Below are 14780 nucleotides of genomic sequence, written 5' to 3'. Positions count from 1 at the left end.
TTCACCCCCGAGTTTTATTCCCGCAACAATTCTGATAATTTCTCAGAAAAACCTGCGTCTGTAACCCCTACAGCCACCCTACCTTCTTTACCAATTGCTTTGGAAAGTACTTGACGGTTGTCTATGATGACATAGGGGACTTGATAGCTTTTACATTTATCTGTTAATTTCTTTTGTGTGTTATCTGATGCATCCTCAGCAATCAGAACAAGCTTCACTTGTTTGTTTCGGATGCCTTCAACGATTGTTCCTTCACCATGAACTAGCTTTCTAGCCCTATTGGCGAGCCCCAACAAGTTTAAATAATTAGACATGTTCAGAACCTACTTGTTTGAACAACTCGTTATAGATGGACTCATCGATTGAAGTATTCAAATTCCTTTTTAATTGGCCACTATTTTTCGCTTTTTCAATGACTTCGCGGTCTTTCTTTATATATGCTCCTCGGCCATTCTTCTTACCGGTTTCATCAACGAATACTTCCCCTTCTTTGTTCCGGACAACCCGAATCAATTCCTCTTTCGGGAGCATTTCGTTCGTAACGACACATTTACGTAAAGGTTTTTTTCTTTTATTCATTTAAAAACACCCCTACTTATTCTTCTTCAAAGTCAACGGAATCCATCTCATGATCTAATTCGGTTGCTTGCTCCATATCAAATAAACCAAGTTCTTCAGCATCACTTTCACTTTTAATATCAATTTTCCAGCCTGTCAGTTTGGCAGCCAGTCTAGCATTCTGGCCTCTTTTACCGATTGCCAATGAAAGTTGATTGTCTGGAACGATAACTGTTGTCGCGTTTTCTTCTTCATTAACCAGAACATCGGTTACGCGAGACGGACTAAGTGCATTAGAGATATACACAACAGGGTCCTCGGACCAATGGACGATGTCAATCTTCTCCCCTTGCAACTCATCTACGATCGCTTGAACACGCTGTCCTCGCTGACCTACACAAGAGCCTACTGGGTCTATTTCTTCATCTTCTGCAAACACACTGATTTTAGACCGATCTCCCGCTTCACGGGCAACGGATCGGATTTCCACAATACCATCATATATTTCTGGCACTTCCATCTCGAATAAACGCTTCAACAAACCTGGATGTGTCCGTGAGAGATAAACTTGCGGTCCTTTGCTTGTTTTTTCAACTTTTGTTACATACACTTTGATCCGATCATGCACTTTATAGCTTTCTGTCGGCATGATTTCGTTCAGTGGCAGTTTACCTTCAATTTTACCTAAATGTACGTATAGGTTACGAGCATCCATACGTTGGACTTTACCTGTCATAATATCGTCAACGCGGTCGATGAAACCTTCGTAGATGACATCTCGTTCAGCTTCACGAACTCTTTGCGTGACAACTTGTTTCGCGTTTTGTGCCGCAATTCGCCCAAAGTTCCTTGGCGTTACCTCTTGCTCAACGACATCACCGATTTCATAGTTGACATCCAGTTCTTTGGCTTCTTCAAGGCTTATTTCCAGATCTTCATTTTGAACATCTTCTACGACATCTTTTCTGGAGTAAACTTTCATCGTTTCATTTTCTTCATCCATCTCAACTCGAACATTTGTTTTAGAGTTGAAGTTCTTTTTGTAAGCAGAAACGATTGCTGCATCTAAGGCTTCTAGCAAAATCTCCTTATCAATCTCTTTTTCACTCGCCAATAAATTAATGGCTTCGAATAAATTAGTTTTCAAAACTCTCTTACCTCCCTTAGTTAAAAGATACCGCTAGTCGAGCTAATGCAATTTTTGCATACGGAATTTCAATCTCTTTTTCCCGCGTTTTTTCTCGGTATCGAATGTGGACGAAATCATTTTCAAAATTAATTAAATCACCATAAAATTCTTTATTTCCTGCAAAAGGTTCATATGTCTTGATATATACATGAGAACCAATATGCTGACGAATCGCTTCCTTAGTCTTTAGCTTCCGTTCTGCACCTGGAGATGACACCTCCAAAAAATAAGCAGGATCGATCGGATCATCTTCATCCAATCGTTCACTGAGCTTTTCACTGACTTGTTCACAATCTTCCAAGTCGACTCCTCCTGCTTTGTCGATATAGACACGCAAGAAGTTATTTTTACCTTCTTTCACGAACTCAACATCCACTAATTCCAACTTTAATTCATCAACAATCGGCTGTGCAAGCTCTTCTGTTATGCCTTCGATCTTTTTACTCATGTGACAATCCTCCTTAGAAAAATGCTTTTGAAAGAATCGCTACCCGCGAAAACTTATCGCGAGCGAACAGTTGTGCATTTGTTTACATCGTTTTTGTCCTATATATTCCAAACCAGAGCACTGTAAGTAAATGGTTGATTTTTTTCCGTAGAAACCTTGTTTCATAAATTATCCCTGCTGAAAAACCAGCAGGGAAAAAGAAATGGTGCATCTTGATCGAATCAAAATGCATCCAGTAAACGTTCATAAGACGCATTCAGGGTAAAACGAAAGAGTGGGACGCGCCCACTCTTTCATCGTAAAGGTATCCTTAGTATAACCAATTTGAAATATATCATAACTTTCATTTAAATGCAAGAATAGGGTCGCCGCCCATCGGTTAGTTTCGGGCACATAGAAGAAGAGCCAAGCTCAGATTTATTTAAAAAGGTTATATGTAAAATTCGAGAGTAGGCCAGGAAGCACTCGGCTCATATAGCTCTAACTTGGTTTCATAAATCCTAGATTCGGTCACATATAATTCTTGCTTGGGAGCATATCAGCCAGAGTTGGGCGCATATACGAATGAAGTAGCTCATATTTCTGATAGTAGGTCGCAAATCCAATTCAAAGGTTGTCCAATCCAGTGCACGGACCATATATCGCTATCTTGGTATCATATTTCGCTCGACCGGTTACATATAACTTGCACTTGGATACATATCGATGAAAGCAGGGCACATATACGGAGAAATAAGCCCATATTTTTCTAGTTTGGTCACATATATCGAAATACTTGCAAACCATAACAAAACCCGGCTGCCTCAACAGCCGGGTTGCATGTATAGAATAAGGGAGATTTAAACGAATATTACTTCTGCTCAGCCGAACGAAATTCCACTCGGCGGTTTTTACCGAGGATTGCAGCTGTGTACGCAGGTAAATTTTCATTTAAGGTTAAAGCATTGTTTTTTCATGTAGAAACTCTATGTCCTTATAGAAATTCACTAAAATAACGATAGCTGATTTTCCTCCGGCAATCCTTCTAAGCAACCATGATCATCCAAATATTCGACAACCGTTTTAGATAATCGGCTGCGTTCTCTCAAATCTTGTTTCGAAAGAAAATCTCCTTCTTCTCTAGCCTTGACGATATTAATTGCCGCATTTGTTCCCAATCCATCAACAGCGTTGAACGGCGGGATAAGTGTATTTCCATCAACAATGAAGTCTTTGGCATTTGAGCGATAAAGATCTACTTTTTGAAAACTAAACCCTCGTTCATTCATTTCCAATGCAATTTCCAAGACCGTCAATAAGCTTTTTTCCTTCGGAGTCGCATCATTGCCCTTGCTTAAAATCTCTTCGATCCGCGCTTTCAATGCCTCTGAGCCTTTAACCATTGTATCAAGCTCAAAATCTGCCGCCCGGACAGAAAAATAAGCTGCATAAAAATAAATTGGATAATGGACTTTGAAATACGCAATTCGCACGGCCATTAATACGTAGGCTGCGGCGTGGGCTTTCGGAAACATATATTTGATTTTTTTACAAGATTCGATGTACCAGTCGGGCACACCATGTTTTTTCATTTCTTCAATCCATTCATCTTGAAGTCCTCTACCTTTACGTACGAACTCCATAATTTTAAATGCTAGCGATGCTTCCAGCCCTTTATGCATCAAATAAACCATGATGTCGTCACGACAACCAATAACGTCACCAATTTCACAAATCCCATCATTAATCAATTCTTGTGCGTTACCAAGCCAAACGTCGGATCCGTGCGAGAGACCAGATATAATGACAAGCTCAGCAAAAGATGATGGTTTCGTGTCTTCCAACATTTGTCGAACGAACCGAGTACCAAACTCCGGAACACCTAATGTTCCTGTTTTACACAAAATTTGATCCGCTGATACGCCGAGTGGTTCAGGGCCACTAAAAATTTTCATCACTTCCGGATCATTCGGCGGTACAGTCTGTGGGTCAATTCCAGTCAGATCTTGTAGCATACGGATTACCGTCGGATCATCGTGTCCAAGGATGTCCAGTTTCAATAAATTGTTGTCGATCGAATGGAAATCAAAATGAGTTGTCTTCCACTCTGATGTACGGTCGTCCGCTGGAAATTGGACTGGTGTGAAATCATAGATTTCTTTATCATCAGGCACAACAATAATGCCCCCTGGGTGCTGACCCGTTGTCCGCTTGACCCCTGTACAGCCTTTCACTAACCGATTGATTTCGGCTTGCTTATAGTGTTGGCCATAATCTTGTGCATAACCTTTCACATAACCAAACGCCGTTTTTTCAGCAACCGTACCAATCGTACCTGCACGATAGACATTTTCCTCGCCAAACAATACTTTTGTATAATGGTGTGCCCTCGGTTGATAGTCACCAGAGAAGTTCAAATCAATATCAGGGACTTTATCACCTTCAAAACCTAAAAACGTTTCAAAAGGAATGTCTTGACCATCACGGTGATAAGCTGTACCACATGCTGGACAATCTTTTTCGGGTAAGTCAAATCCTGAAGCTACCGAGCCATCTGTGTAAAATTCATGATTCTTACAATTCGGACATGCGTAATGCGGTGGCAGAGGATTAACTTCTGTAATCTCGGTCATCGTAGCAACGAATGATGAACCAACAGAACCCCTTGAACCAACTAAGTAGCCGTCATCCAATGATTTTTTAACGAGTTTTTGGGAAATCAAATAAATTACTGAGAACCCATTATCGATAATACTTGTTAGTTCTTTTTCTAAGCGGCTTGTTACAATTTCAGGCAAGTCATCTCCGTAAATACTTTTTGCACGGTCATAACACATTTGTCTGATCTCATCATCGGCGCCTTCGATATTCGGTGTATACAAGTCATCTTTAATCGGCTTAATGTCTTCAATTTGGTCTGCTATGGCATTCGTATTCGTAATGACCACTTCTGTAGCTTTTTCTTCACCGAGAAAATCAAAAAGCTCTAGCATTTCATCCGTTGTACGGAAGTGAACATCCGGTTGTGTTTGACGATTCAACGGATTCCCACTTTGAGATGCAATCAAAATTTTTCGGTACTGTTTTTCATGTGGTTCAATGTAATGAACATTACCTGTAGCGACAACTGTCTTTTGTTGTTTTTCTCCGATTTCGACAATTGTTTTCAGCATTTGTTTAATATGGCCCATTGAATGAGCTTGTTCTTTCTCAATTAGATGTGCATAATTGCTCGGTGGTTGAATTTCAATGAAATCATAGAATTCAGCCACTTTCTCTGCTTCATCTTTTGATTTTAGTGCAACCGTATCGAATAGCTCTCCTTGATCACACCCTGAACCGACTAGTATCCCCTCGCGAAACTTATTCAGCTTGGAACGAGGAATTCGAGGCTGTCGATAAAAGTAATCGATATGAGCCATTGAAACTAGTTTGAATAGATTTTTTAGTCCTTCTTGTGTCTGAGCAATTAATGTAGCGTGAGACGGACGGGAGCGCTTATATGCGTCTCCTTCACCAACATAACGGTTCAGCTCATTATGATTCAAAATCTCTTTTTCTTTTGCCATCTTCAATAAACTGACAAGCATATACCCTGTCGCTTCCGCATCGTAAATCGCACGGTGGTGCTGTGTTAATTCAATATTTAAAAACTTACACAACGTATTTAATCGATGATTTTTTAAGTCAGGTAATAAAAATCTGGCCAATTCTAATGTATCGATTACTGGATTCGTTACCTTTTCAATTCCCATTCGTTGATAGGCTGCATTAATGAACCCGATATCAAAACTAGCATTATGTGCGACCAATATATCTTGTTCACACCACTGATGGAAATCTTTCATTACTTCCTCAATTTCCGGTGCATCTTGAACCATATCGTCTGTAATCCCAGTTAAATTAATCGTTGTATCACTTAGCTTTTGATGTGGATTTGCGAATCGCTCAAAGCGATCGACAATTTCACCTTGATGTACCTTGACGGCAGCCAATTCGATAATCTTGTCGAAGTTAGCAGATAGACCCGTTGTTTCAACGTCAAACACAATATAATTCGCATGATCCAAGTCAATCGCTTGTTCGTTATAAGCAATCGGCACGCCATCGTCAACCAAGTTGGCCTCAAGGCCGTATAATACTTTGATGCCATGTTTCTTGCTGGCATTGTAGGCTTCCGGGAAAGATTGTACGACAGCATGGTCCGTAATTGCAATTGCTGAATGACCCCAATCAGCTGCTTGCTTAATGAGACGTTCAGCTGATACAGTCGCATCCATTTGACTCATGGCTGTATGCGCATGCAATTCCACACGCTTATCATCCATAATATCTTGCCTGACTTTTGGCTTGATTTCAACAAGATCTGTACCCATCATGACAAGTTCATGTGTATAGTTATCTGTTTGGATTCCACCACGTGCTTTGATCCACATACCAGGCTGTAGCTTTTTAAATTCTTCTTTTTGTTCTTCTCCACGAGAAAACATTTTAATTTGAAGTGAGTCTGTGTAGTCTGTCACGCTGATGATCAACAAATCACGACCCGACCGTAAATTCCGAATATCGACATCGAATACATAGCCTTGAATGGCCAGGCGCATTTCTTCTTCGATAATATGCTGCATTTCAATCGGTTCCTCTTGAATCGTCTGTCCAAGTTTAACCGGAGCATTGGAAGGTTCCGCCGCAATAGTTTGTTTCGCTTTTTCTTCTTGATCCCGAATGGCTTTTTCAATCAACGTACGTTCTTCCTGCTGTTTCTCCTGCTGGAACTGTTCGATTTCCTCGTCGTTTTGGATAATCTCCATATCAAGCTGGTAATTTTTTAAGCCATATTGCTGGCAAAAAGATTTAAGCAATGGCGAGAGTTTCTTTTGGATTGCACTGGCTTCCATCTGATTTCGTGCACAAAGAAGAATAACATTGCCTTTCAACTGTGGTTGTTGAGAATGGACAAAATCTTTATACGCCGGAAAGAGATCATCGATGGAGGATATAAATAAATTCCAATAATTTATGATTTCTTTTTCTTCCAACTCACTCTGTTCAGTTGTCACCATGAAATTGACTTCCGCGATATGTTGAAAAGCCTCCCGAAGCTTTAACGAAAAAACTTCAATGACTTCGCACGGAAAGGGCTTTGGATTATGTAATTGAAATTGCCATGTTTTCGTTTCTTTAAAGACGGTCAGTTTCTGTAAAGTTGTTTCTGAAAAATATTCATGAACAATCGTCTCAGGCAATTGGATTTGTTCAATCAATAGCTGTAGTCGCTCTTTTGAAAAGTTGTCCATACCTTTCCCCTCACCCTTTATAATTCATTTAGACCCCTGCCATAAATTGACAAGGGTCCTGTTTACTTGATACCTATTCATTCTCCCTCAGTTGTTCGATGAACTGTGTAAGCTCGGAAATCTTCACATCTTTTTGTTCACCTGTTTGACGGTGTTTAAATTCAATATACCCTTCACTGGCACCTTTTCCGATAACAAATCGATAAGGAATGCCAATTAAATCACTGTCGTTAAATTTAACACCCGGCCGTTCTTTTCGGTCATCATATAAGACATCGAAACCATCATCTTGCAATTGTTTATATAGTTGATCGGCCAATTCAACTTGTTCATCATTTTTTGTATTTAAATTAAGCAAGTGAATATCAAATGGTCGGATCTCTTTCGGCCAGTTCATACCATTCTCATCACCAAATTGTTCCACAACCGCGGCAAGCGCACGAGATACACCAATCCCATAACATCCCATGATAAATGGCTTAGATTTACCGTTATGATCAAGATATTCTGCACCAAGTTTTTCGGCATAAAGCGTACCTAGTTTAAAAATATGACCCACTTCAATGCCTTTGGCAAATTCAATCGTTCCTTGTCCATCTGGAGACGGGTCACCTTCTTGGATGAATCTCAAATCCGCATAATGACTCACATGGAAGTCTCTTTCTGGTTGGACATTTTTAAAGTGATAACCATCCTCGTTTGCACCACAAGTTGCATTCACTAAATATTGAACCGCATAATCTGCAACGACATCTACTGCATCAGGCAACTTTACAGGGCCAAGCGAGCCAAAACCAGCTCCGACTGTTTCACGAGTCTCTTCTTCCGTTGCCAACTCAACAATATCTGCATTGTATAGGTTTTTTAACTTCACATCATTGACTTCGTGGTCACCTCTGATGACAACCAAAACAAATTGGCCATCCACTTTAAACATTATGGCCTTCATGCCCATTGCCAATGTGTGTCCTAAATAATCAGCTACTTCTTGCATCGTTTTTACATTTGGTGTGGCAACCTTTTCCAACTCTTTCGGTTGCACATCAGGTTTCTCACCTTGATCGGCTACCGGAGCCATTTCAATATTTGCTGCATAGTCCGAGGTGTCTGAATAAGCAATGATATCTTCCCCTACTTCAGAAAGAACCATAAATTCATGCGTATCTTTACCACCCATTGCGCCAGAATCAGCGATTACAGCACGGTAATTCAAATTCAACCGATCGAAAATTCTCGAATAGGCATCATATAGTGCTTGGTAAGTTTCGTCAAGAGATTCAAAACTATCATGAAAAGAATATGCGTCTTTCATTAAAAACTCTCGGCCTCGCAATAAGCCAAAACGAGGTCTTTGTTCATCTCTGAACTTATTTTGTATCTGATATAATGTAAAAGGTAACTTTTTATAAGATGTCACTTCATCTTTGACCAATGTGGTGACTACCTCTTCGTGAGTAGCTCCTAACGCGAATGGTCTGTTGTGACGATCTTTCAAACGCATTAATTCTCCGCCCATCGTATACCATCTACCGGTAGCTTCCCAAATTTCAGCTGGTTGTATGGTCGGCATTTGAACCTCTTGCGCACCGGATCGATTCATTTCCTCCAAGATGATTTTCTCAACTTTCCGAAGTACTTTTTTACCAAGTGGCAAGAAATTATAGACTCCTGATGCCAATTTACGAATATAACCTGCCTTTAAAAGCAATTGATGACTTTTGATTTCAGCTTCTTTTGGAACTTCCCGCAAAGTCGGAATTAGCAAATTGCTTTGTCTCATTTCATTCACCTCAATCTAATTATACCGTAAAGCCATGACGCATTTACATAAACAATCGTTCAATGTCATTCCACGTGACAGCAATCATTAATAACATCAGTAAAGCAAAGCCAATAAAGTGGAAAATCCCTTCTTTTTGTGGGTCGAGTGGTTTACCTCGAATTGCTTCATAGCCGAGGAACATCAGACGACCGCCATCCAATGCTGGAAGTGGTAATAGATTTACAATTCCTAAGTTAATACTGAGCATGGCTGTCCACATAAAGAAGTTCAGGATTCCTGTTTGGACAACTTCATCTGTCGCCGTATAAATACCTACAGGACCTGCTAAAGCATCCAGTGATAATTGACCCGTTACAAGCATGCCTAGAGCATCTAGGATCAGTGTGCCGATTTCATAAACTTGAGTAAAACCATAACTGAACACTTCTAATGGTGCTTTATCGAAGTCTCGCTTCACACCAATTCGACCAATCATTTCACCGGTTTCTGTCTCGAATGAATTGGTGACAAGTGAAGCTTCAATCATTTGGCCATCCCGATCAGCGGTCAAAGCGATTTCTTCTCCAGGTCTCTCCTGTACATAAAGAACGAATTCTGTCCAATCATTAATTTCTTTGCCGTCAATCGAAGTGATGGTATCTCCTTCCATCAATTCAGCTTGCTCTGCTGGTGAACCATCCTGCACACTACCTAATGACGCCTCTTCAACAGGTACTCCCTGAATAAAACCAAGTCCCCAAAATATGGCGATAGCGAGCAAGAAGTTCATCAATGGACCAGCAAATACTTGCATTGCTTTCTTTCCAACTGACTTTGAACCGAATTGACGATCGTATGGAGCAATCAAAGTTTCTTTTTCGTCCATGACAAACAAAGCTTTTCGGTCAATATCGTACTGTTGTCTTTCTTCTGTATTGAGATCATGGCAAAGAAGTGTCAAATCATGATCAAGATCAATTTGTTCGACTTCGACCACCTTCGCATTGGGATGGTTCGATTTATTATTGACGATGATTTTGTTCACTTTGTTTTGCTCATTGAATTCAATGCCGATATGATAACCTGGTTTCAATTCCACAATTTCTGGATCGTCCCCGGCAACACGCACATACCCACCGATTGGTAACATTCGAATCGTATACAATGTTTCATCTTTTCGATGAGAGAAGATTTTCGGACCAAAGCCAATTGCGAATTCCCTTGCAAGCATTCCGGCACGCTTGGCGAAGATCAGATGTCCTAATTCATGGATAAAAACCAACAAACCGAACATAAATATAAAGGCAATGATCGTATTCATTCATTAGCACCTTCCTTTACGAGTAAACACTCAAAATGCGTTTTCTCGTATCTTGGTCAACAGCAAGAATTGTTTCCAAATCAGGTTGCTCAATTACTTGATGTTTCTGTAATTCGTCTTCTATGAGTTGCTCAATGTCCAAAAAGGTTATCTTGTCGTCCAAAAATAATTGGACAGCTACTTCATTGGCCGCATTTAAAACAGTCGGTGCACTTCCGCCTGTTTTTCCAGCTTCATAAGCCATTCGTAAACAAGGGAATCGTTCGAAGCTCAGCTCATTAAAATGAAGCTTTTGAAACTTCAATAAATCTAATCCTTCACTTAACGCAAATTTTTCTCGATTGGGATAAGTCAATGCATATTGGATCGGTATCCGCATGTCTGGAGTCCCTAGTTGTGCCATTACACTTAAATCGTTGAACTCAACCATCGAATGAATGACACTTTCTTTATGCATGAGCACATCAATCTTCTGATAGGGTACCTGAAACAACCAATGAGCTTCAATGACTTCTAATCCTTTATTCATCATTGTAGCCGAATCAATCGTGATTTTTGCACCCATATCCCAATTCGGATGCTTTAATGCATCTTCTTTTTTGACACCGATCAATTCATCACGTGAATAATCCCGAAAGCTACCGCCAGAAGCAGTGATGATTAAACGATTAAGTTGGTCTTGCTTTTCTCCACGCAAGCACTGGTGAATGGCTGCGTGTTCACTGTCCACAGGCAGTAAATCCACACCATACTTCTTCGCTTCTTCCATCACTATATGCCCAGCAGTGACTAACGTCTCTTTATTGGCAAAAGCGATTTGTTTTCGGGCACGAATTGCATCCAAAGTCGGTTTAAGTCCGATGCTTCCGAGTAGTGCATTGACAACCATATCCGTCTGTTCATGGGCAGCAACTTCGCATAAAGCTTCCATTCCATAAGATATTTTCGCTTGAAAAGAAATCTTTTTTTCAATTTCTTGTTTGGCTTTCCGATCACCAGCGATAATCCATTCTGGTTTTAATCTTTCTACCAACTCAAGTGCTTTGTCTACACGCTTTCCAAAAGCAAAGGCAAATAATCGATAATCCGGAAGCTGTTCAATCACTTCGACAGTTTGTTCACCAATTGAACCTGTCCCACCTAATAATGTAATGTTTTTCATTATACAACCCTCAACTTATCAAGTTCGTTCAATTAAAAAAAGTGTATGAAGTGTAAAAATGGCACCATAAAGATCAAGCTATCGAAGCGATCGAGGATGCCGCCATGACCAGGTAGTATCTGCCCTGAATCCTTGACTCCCATATGTCTCTTTAAAGCAGATTCAACCAAGTCACCGATTTGTGCTGTAATTGAGGCAAATATAGTGACTAGTAGTAAGATTAATAAATTATCATGAATGGTTGTAATAGATTGTAGAATCAATACAGCAATAACGGAGATGATCACGCCACCAAAAAAGCCTTCAATCGTTTTCTTTGGACTGATTGCCGGCCACAGTTTATTTTTACCAAGGAACTTACCGGTAAAGAATGCCCCTGTATCTGTTAACCAAATGACAACTAACACAAAGACAACATATTCCAAACCGTCATAGCGTGTTTCAATAAAGTATGAAAACCCAATCCCTATGTATAGTGCAGAAGTCAGTACGTACGAAACACCATTAAATGTAAATTTGTTTTTGACGATAACCGTATAAGCCAATAATAACAGAAAAGCTAAAAAGATGATTTCTATACGGCTTAAAGGAATTCGTTCTGCAAATGGCAAAACCTTTTCATCACATAAAAGCAACCATAGCATAACCACTCCGACGATTGCAGGAAAGGAATTGAAAGGTACATTATTCATTCTCATCAACTCAAAAAAAGCGATGGTTGCTAATAGAAACACCATAACAACAAATGGCCACTCTCCGAATAGGACAAGCGGAATAAATAAAATCAATCCGATAATTGCGGTAATTATTCTTTCTTTCATTATACATCCACCTAACTGCCTATAACCCACCAAACCTTCTCTTACGGTCTTGATAAGCTAAAATAGCCATATCCAAGGCTTTTTGATTAAAATCTGGCCAAAGTTTTTCTGTAAAATAAAATTCTGAATAGGCGATTTGCCATAACAAGTAATTGCTAATGCGTTGTTCACCACTTGTACGAATAACCAAATCGGGATCACTCAACGAATTTGTGGTCAAATAATTTGAAAACGCTTTTTCATCCAGATCATCAAGGTCCATTTGACCTTCCTGATAATCCAAGCAAATTTGCTTCACAGCATCTAATATTTCTTTGCGACTGCCATAATTAATTGCGAAGTTAAGGATCAATCCTGTGTTATTCTCTGTTTTTTTTACAGAATAACTGACTGCTTCTTTTGTATATTTAGGCAAGGCGTCAAAGTCGCCAATCGTTGTTACTTTCACATTGTTCTTTACTAAATCTGGTAAGTAAGTGTCCAAAAACTGAGAGGGAAGTTTCATAATAAACTCCACTTCATTCATTGGTCTTTTCCAATTCTCAGTGGAAAAAGCATACAATGTTAACGCTTTAAGATCTAGTTCAACGGCACGTTCAACCACCTTTTGGATGGTTTTCATTCCTTCCCGATGTCCGGCAATCCGAGGCAATCCCCTCTTTTTTGCCCACCGTCCATTTCCGTCCATGATAATGGCAATATGTTCCGGTAAATTGGATGGATCGATTTCTTTTTGAACGGATTGCTTTTCTTTCGACCGAGTAAACATACCAATCCCTCACTAAGTAAAAGAGTATATAGAAAAATTTAGCTTTCGCTTCACACAGCGAAAGCTTATGTTAATCATGCGAGAAGCTAATTACACTTCTAAAATTTCTTTTTCTTTTGCTTCTAAACTAGAGTCAATTTCACCGATACTATTATCAGTGATTTTTTGAACTTCATCTTGATTAGCACGTAGTTCATCTTCAGTAATTTCGCTATCTTTTTCTTGTTTTTTCAGTTGGTCGTTAGCTTCACGTCGAATATTTCTGACTTGAACACGAGCTTCTTCAGCATATTTCCGTGAAACTTTCACCAATTCTTTTCTTCTTTCTTCTGTCAATGCAGGAATATTGATTCGAATGACATTTCCGTCATTATTTGGTGTCAATCCTAAGTCTGCTTTCAGAATACCCTTTTCGACATCACCGATCGATGATTTATCAAATGGCGTGACGACAAGTAAGCGTGCTTCTGGTGCTGAAATTGTCGCTAATTGATTCAACGGCGTGTTGGCACCATAATAATTCACATACACCGTATCCAAAATGGCCGGGTTGGCACGACCTGCTCGAACTGTAGCCAGTTGTCTACTAAAAGCTTTAACAGCATCATTCATTTTTGTTTTTGTGTCATTAATGATTGATTGACTCATGAATATTTCCTCCTAATTACTGTACCGATGTCTTCTCCTAATAATACGCGTTTGATATTTCCTTTTTCCATGATGGAAAATACAATTAATGAAATATTATTATCCATACATAATGAAGTCGCTGTAGAATCCATGACCGCAAGCCCTTTGTTCAAGATATCCAAATAGGATAACTCACTGAACTTCATTGCCTCTTGATCCATTTTCGGATCAGCGGAATAGACACCATCTACATTGTTTTTTGCCATTAAAATGACATCTGCTTCAATTTCTGCTGCTCGTAAGGCTGCCGTTGTGTCTGTAGAAAAGTATGGATTCCCGGTACCTCCAGCAAAGATTACCACACGCTTTTTCTCCAAATGTCGCATTGCTTTTCTGCGAATATAAGGCTCTGCAACTTGTCTCATTTCAATGGAGGTTTGGACACGTGTTTGGACATCGAAGTTCTCTAAACTGTCTTGCAAGGCCAGTGAATTCATGACTGTCGCCAACATGCCCATATAATCGGCATTTGCACGGTCCATTCCAACTTCACTACCTATCTTACCACGCCAAAGGTTTCCTCCGCCAACGACAATGGCAATTTCTATACCTAAATCATGAATTTCTTTTATTTGTTGGGCTATTGATTTGATAAACGTTGGATCAATGCCACTACCTTTTTCTCCACTTAATGCTTCACCACTTAATTTTAGTACAATTCGTTTGTATTTTGGTGTCGACATAGCTACCTCCATCAATTATATGTAAGCTATTCATCAAACATGTGCTGTTAAAAATGATTAGCTAAATAGATTCTTTTAAAAATAGGGAACACGTTCTCCGT

12 protein-coding genes are annotated in these 14780 nt (G+C 39.7%); all 12 read right to left on the bottom strand.

The window, feature by feature from the left end; translation table 11 throughout:
• Positions 1 to 14 precede the first annotated feature (14 nt).
• Positions 15 to 314, bottom strand: a complete 300-nt coding sequence (locus KQ486_RS08600; RefSeq protein WP_144159272.1) for a YlxQ family RNA-binding protein — start codon at positions 312 to 314, stop codon at positions 15 to 17.
• The gene (rnpM, locus tag KQ486_RS08595) at positions 307 to 579 is read right to left on the bottom strand and encodes an RNase P modulator RnpM (protein WP_144159275.1); all 273 of its coding nucleotides are present in this window, start codon (positions 577 to 579) and stop codon (positions 307 to 309) included. Before rnpM ends, KQ486_RS08600 begins: the two co-directional genes overlap by 8 nt.
• A 16-nt stretch (positions 580 to 595) precedes the next feature.
• Complete coding sequence (nusA, locus tag KQ486_RS08590) at positions 596 to 1705, bottom strand: transcription termination factor NusA (RefSeq protein ID WP_144159278.1); 1110 nt, start codon at positions 1703 to 1705, stop codon at positions 596 to 598.
• Positions 1706 to 1721: 16 nt separating this feature from the next.
• Positions 1722 to 2195: a ribosome maturation factor RimP gene (rimP, locus tag KQ486_RS08585; protein ID WP_216687386.1), complete on the bottom strand. Its 474-nt coding sequence runs from the start codon at positions 2193 to 2195 to the stop codon at positions 1722 to 1724.
• A 986-nt stretch (positions 2196 to 3181) separates the two neighbouring features.
• Complete coding sequence (locus KQ486_RS08580; RefSeq protein WP_216687385.1) at positions 3182 to 7471, bottom strand: PolC-type DNA polymerase III; 4290 nt, start codon at positions 7469 to 7471, stop codon at positions 3182 to 3184.
• A gap of 73 nt (positions 7472 to 7544) precedes the next feature.
• Positions 7545 to 9251: a proline--tRNA ligase gene (locus tag KQ486_RS08575; protein ID WP_216687384.1), complete on the bottom strand. Its 1707-nt coding sequence runs from the start codon at positions 9249 to 9251 to the stop codon at positions 7545 to 7547.
• A gap of 43 nt (positions 9252 to 9294) precedes the next feature.
• Entirely contained in the window at positions 9295 to 10554 is a 1260-nt protein-coding gene (gene rseP, locus KQ486_RS08570) for an RIP metalloprotease RseP (RefSeq protein ID WP_216687383.1), read from the bottom strand.
• A 16-nt stretch (positions 10555 to 10570) separates the two neighbouring features.
• Entirely contained in the window at positions 10571 to 11716 is a 1146-nt protein-coding gene (gene dxr / locus KQ486_RS08565) for a 1-deoxy-D-xylulose-5-phosphate reductoisomerase (protein WP_216687382.1), read from the bottom strand.
• A 32-nt stretch (positions 11717 to 11748) separates the two neighbouring features.
• On the bottom strand, positions 11749 to 12537 hold the full coding sequence (locus tag KQ486_RS08560; RefSeq protein ID WP_216687381.1) for a phosphatidate cytidylyltransferase: 789 nt from the start codon (positions 12535 to 12537) through the stop codon (positions 11749 to 11751).
• Between the two features lie 19 nt (positions 12538 to 12556).
• Positions 12557 to 13306, bottom strand: a complete 750-nt coding sequence (gene uppS, locus KQ486_RS08555; protein WP_216687380.1) for an undecaprenyl pyrophosphate synthase — start codon at positions 13304 to 13306, stop codon at positions 12557 to 12559.
• A 90-nt stretch (positions 13307 to 13396) separates the two neighbouring features.
• Positions 13397 to 13954 carry a ribosome recycling factor gene (gene frr, locus KQ486_RS08550; RefSeq protein WP_144159302.1) on the bottom strand — a complete coding sequence of 186 codons (558 nt, stop codon included), beginning with the start codon at positions 13952 to 13954 and terminating at the stop codon, positions 13397 to 13399.
• Entirely contained in the window at positions 13951 to 14679 is a 729-nt protein-coding gene (gene pyrH, locus KQ486_RS08545; RefSeq protein WP_144159305.1) for a UMP kinase, read from the bottom strand. The genes frr and pyrH overlap by 4 nt, the downstream gene beginning before the upstream one ends.
• Positions 14680 to 14780: the final 101 nt, after the last annotated feature.

This window comes from Allobacillus halotolerans (genome assembly GCF_018967645.1).
Taxonomy (GTDB): domain Bacteria; phylum Bacillota; class Bacilli; order Bacillales; family Alkalibacillaceae; genus Allobacillus; species Allobacillus halotolerans.
Note: the sequence above shows the minus strand (reverse complement) of the source record. Positions and strands in the feature narration are given on the sequence as shown.

Excerpts from the sequence above, each read along its gene's own strand:
- uppS (WP_216687380.1), bottom strand. The coding sequence starts at position 13,306 with ATGTTTACTCGGTCGAAAGAAAAGCAATCCGTTCAAAAAGAAATCGAT.
- rnpM (WP_144159275.1), bottom strand. The coding sequence starts at position 579 with ATGAATAAAAGAAAAAAACCTTTACGTAAATGTGTCGTTACGAACGAA.
- KQ486_RS08580 (WP_216687385.1), bottom strand. The coding sequence starts at position 7,471 with ATGGACAACTTTTCAAAAGAGCGACTACAGCTATTGATTGAACAAATC.
- frr (WP_144159302.1), bottom strand. The coding sequence starts at position 13,954 with ATGAGTCAATCAATCATTAATGACACAAAAACAAAAATGAATGATGCT.
- KQ486_RS08600 (WP_144159272.1), bottom strand. The coding sequence starts at position 314 with ATGTCTAATTATTTAAACTTGTTGGGGCTCGCCAATAGGGCTAGAAAG.
- KQ486_RS08575 (WP_216687384.1), bottom strand. The coding sequence starts at position 9,251 with ATGAGACAAAGCAATTTGCTAATTCCGACTTTGCGGGAAGTTCCAAAA.
- KQ486_RS08560 (WP_216687381.1), bottom strand. The coding sequence starts at position 12,537 with ATGAAAGAAAGAATAATTACCGCAATTATCGGATTGATTTTATTTATT.
- rimP (WP_216687386.1), bottom strand. The coding sequence starts at position 2,195 with ATGAGTAAAAAGATCGAAGGCATAACAGAAGAGCTTGCACAGCCGATT.
- rseP (WP_216687383.1), bottom strand. The coding sequence starts at position 10,554 with ATGAATACGATCATTGCCTTTATATTTATGTTCGGTTTGTTGGTTTTT.
- dxr (WP_216687382.1), bottom strand. The coding sequence starts at position 11,716 with ATGAAAAACATTACATTATTAGGTGGGACAGGTTCAATTGGTGAACAA.
- pyrH (WP_144159305.1), bottom strand. The coding sequence starts at position 14,679 with ATGTCGACACCAAAATACAAACGAATTGTACTAAAATTAAGTGGTGAA.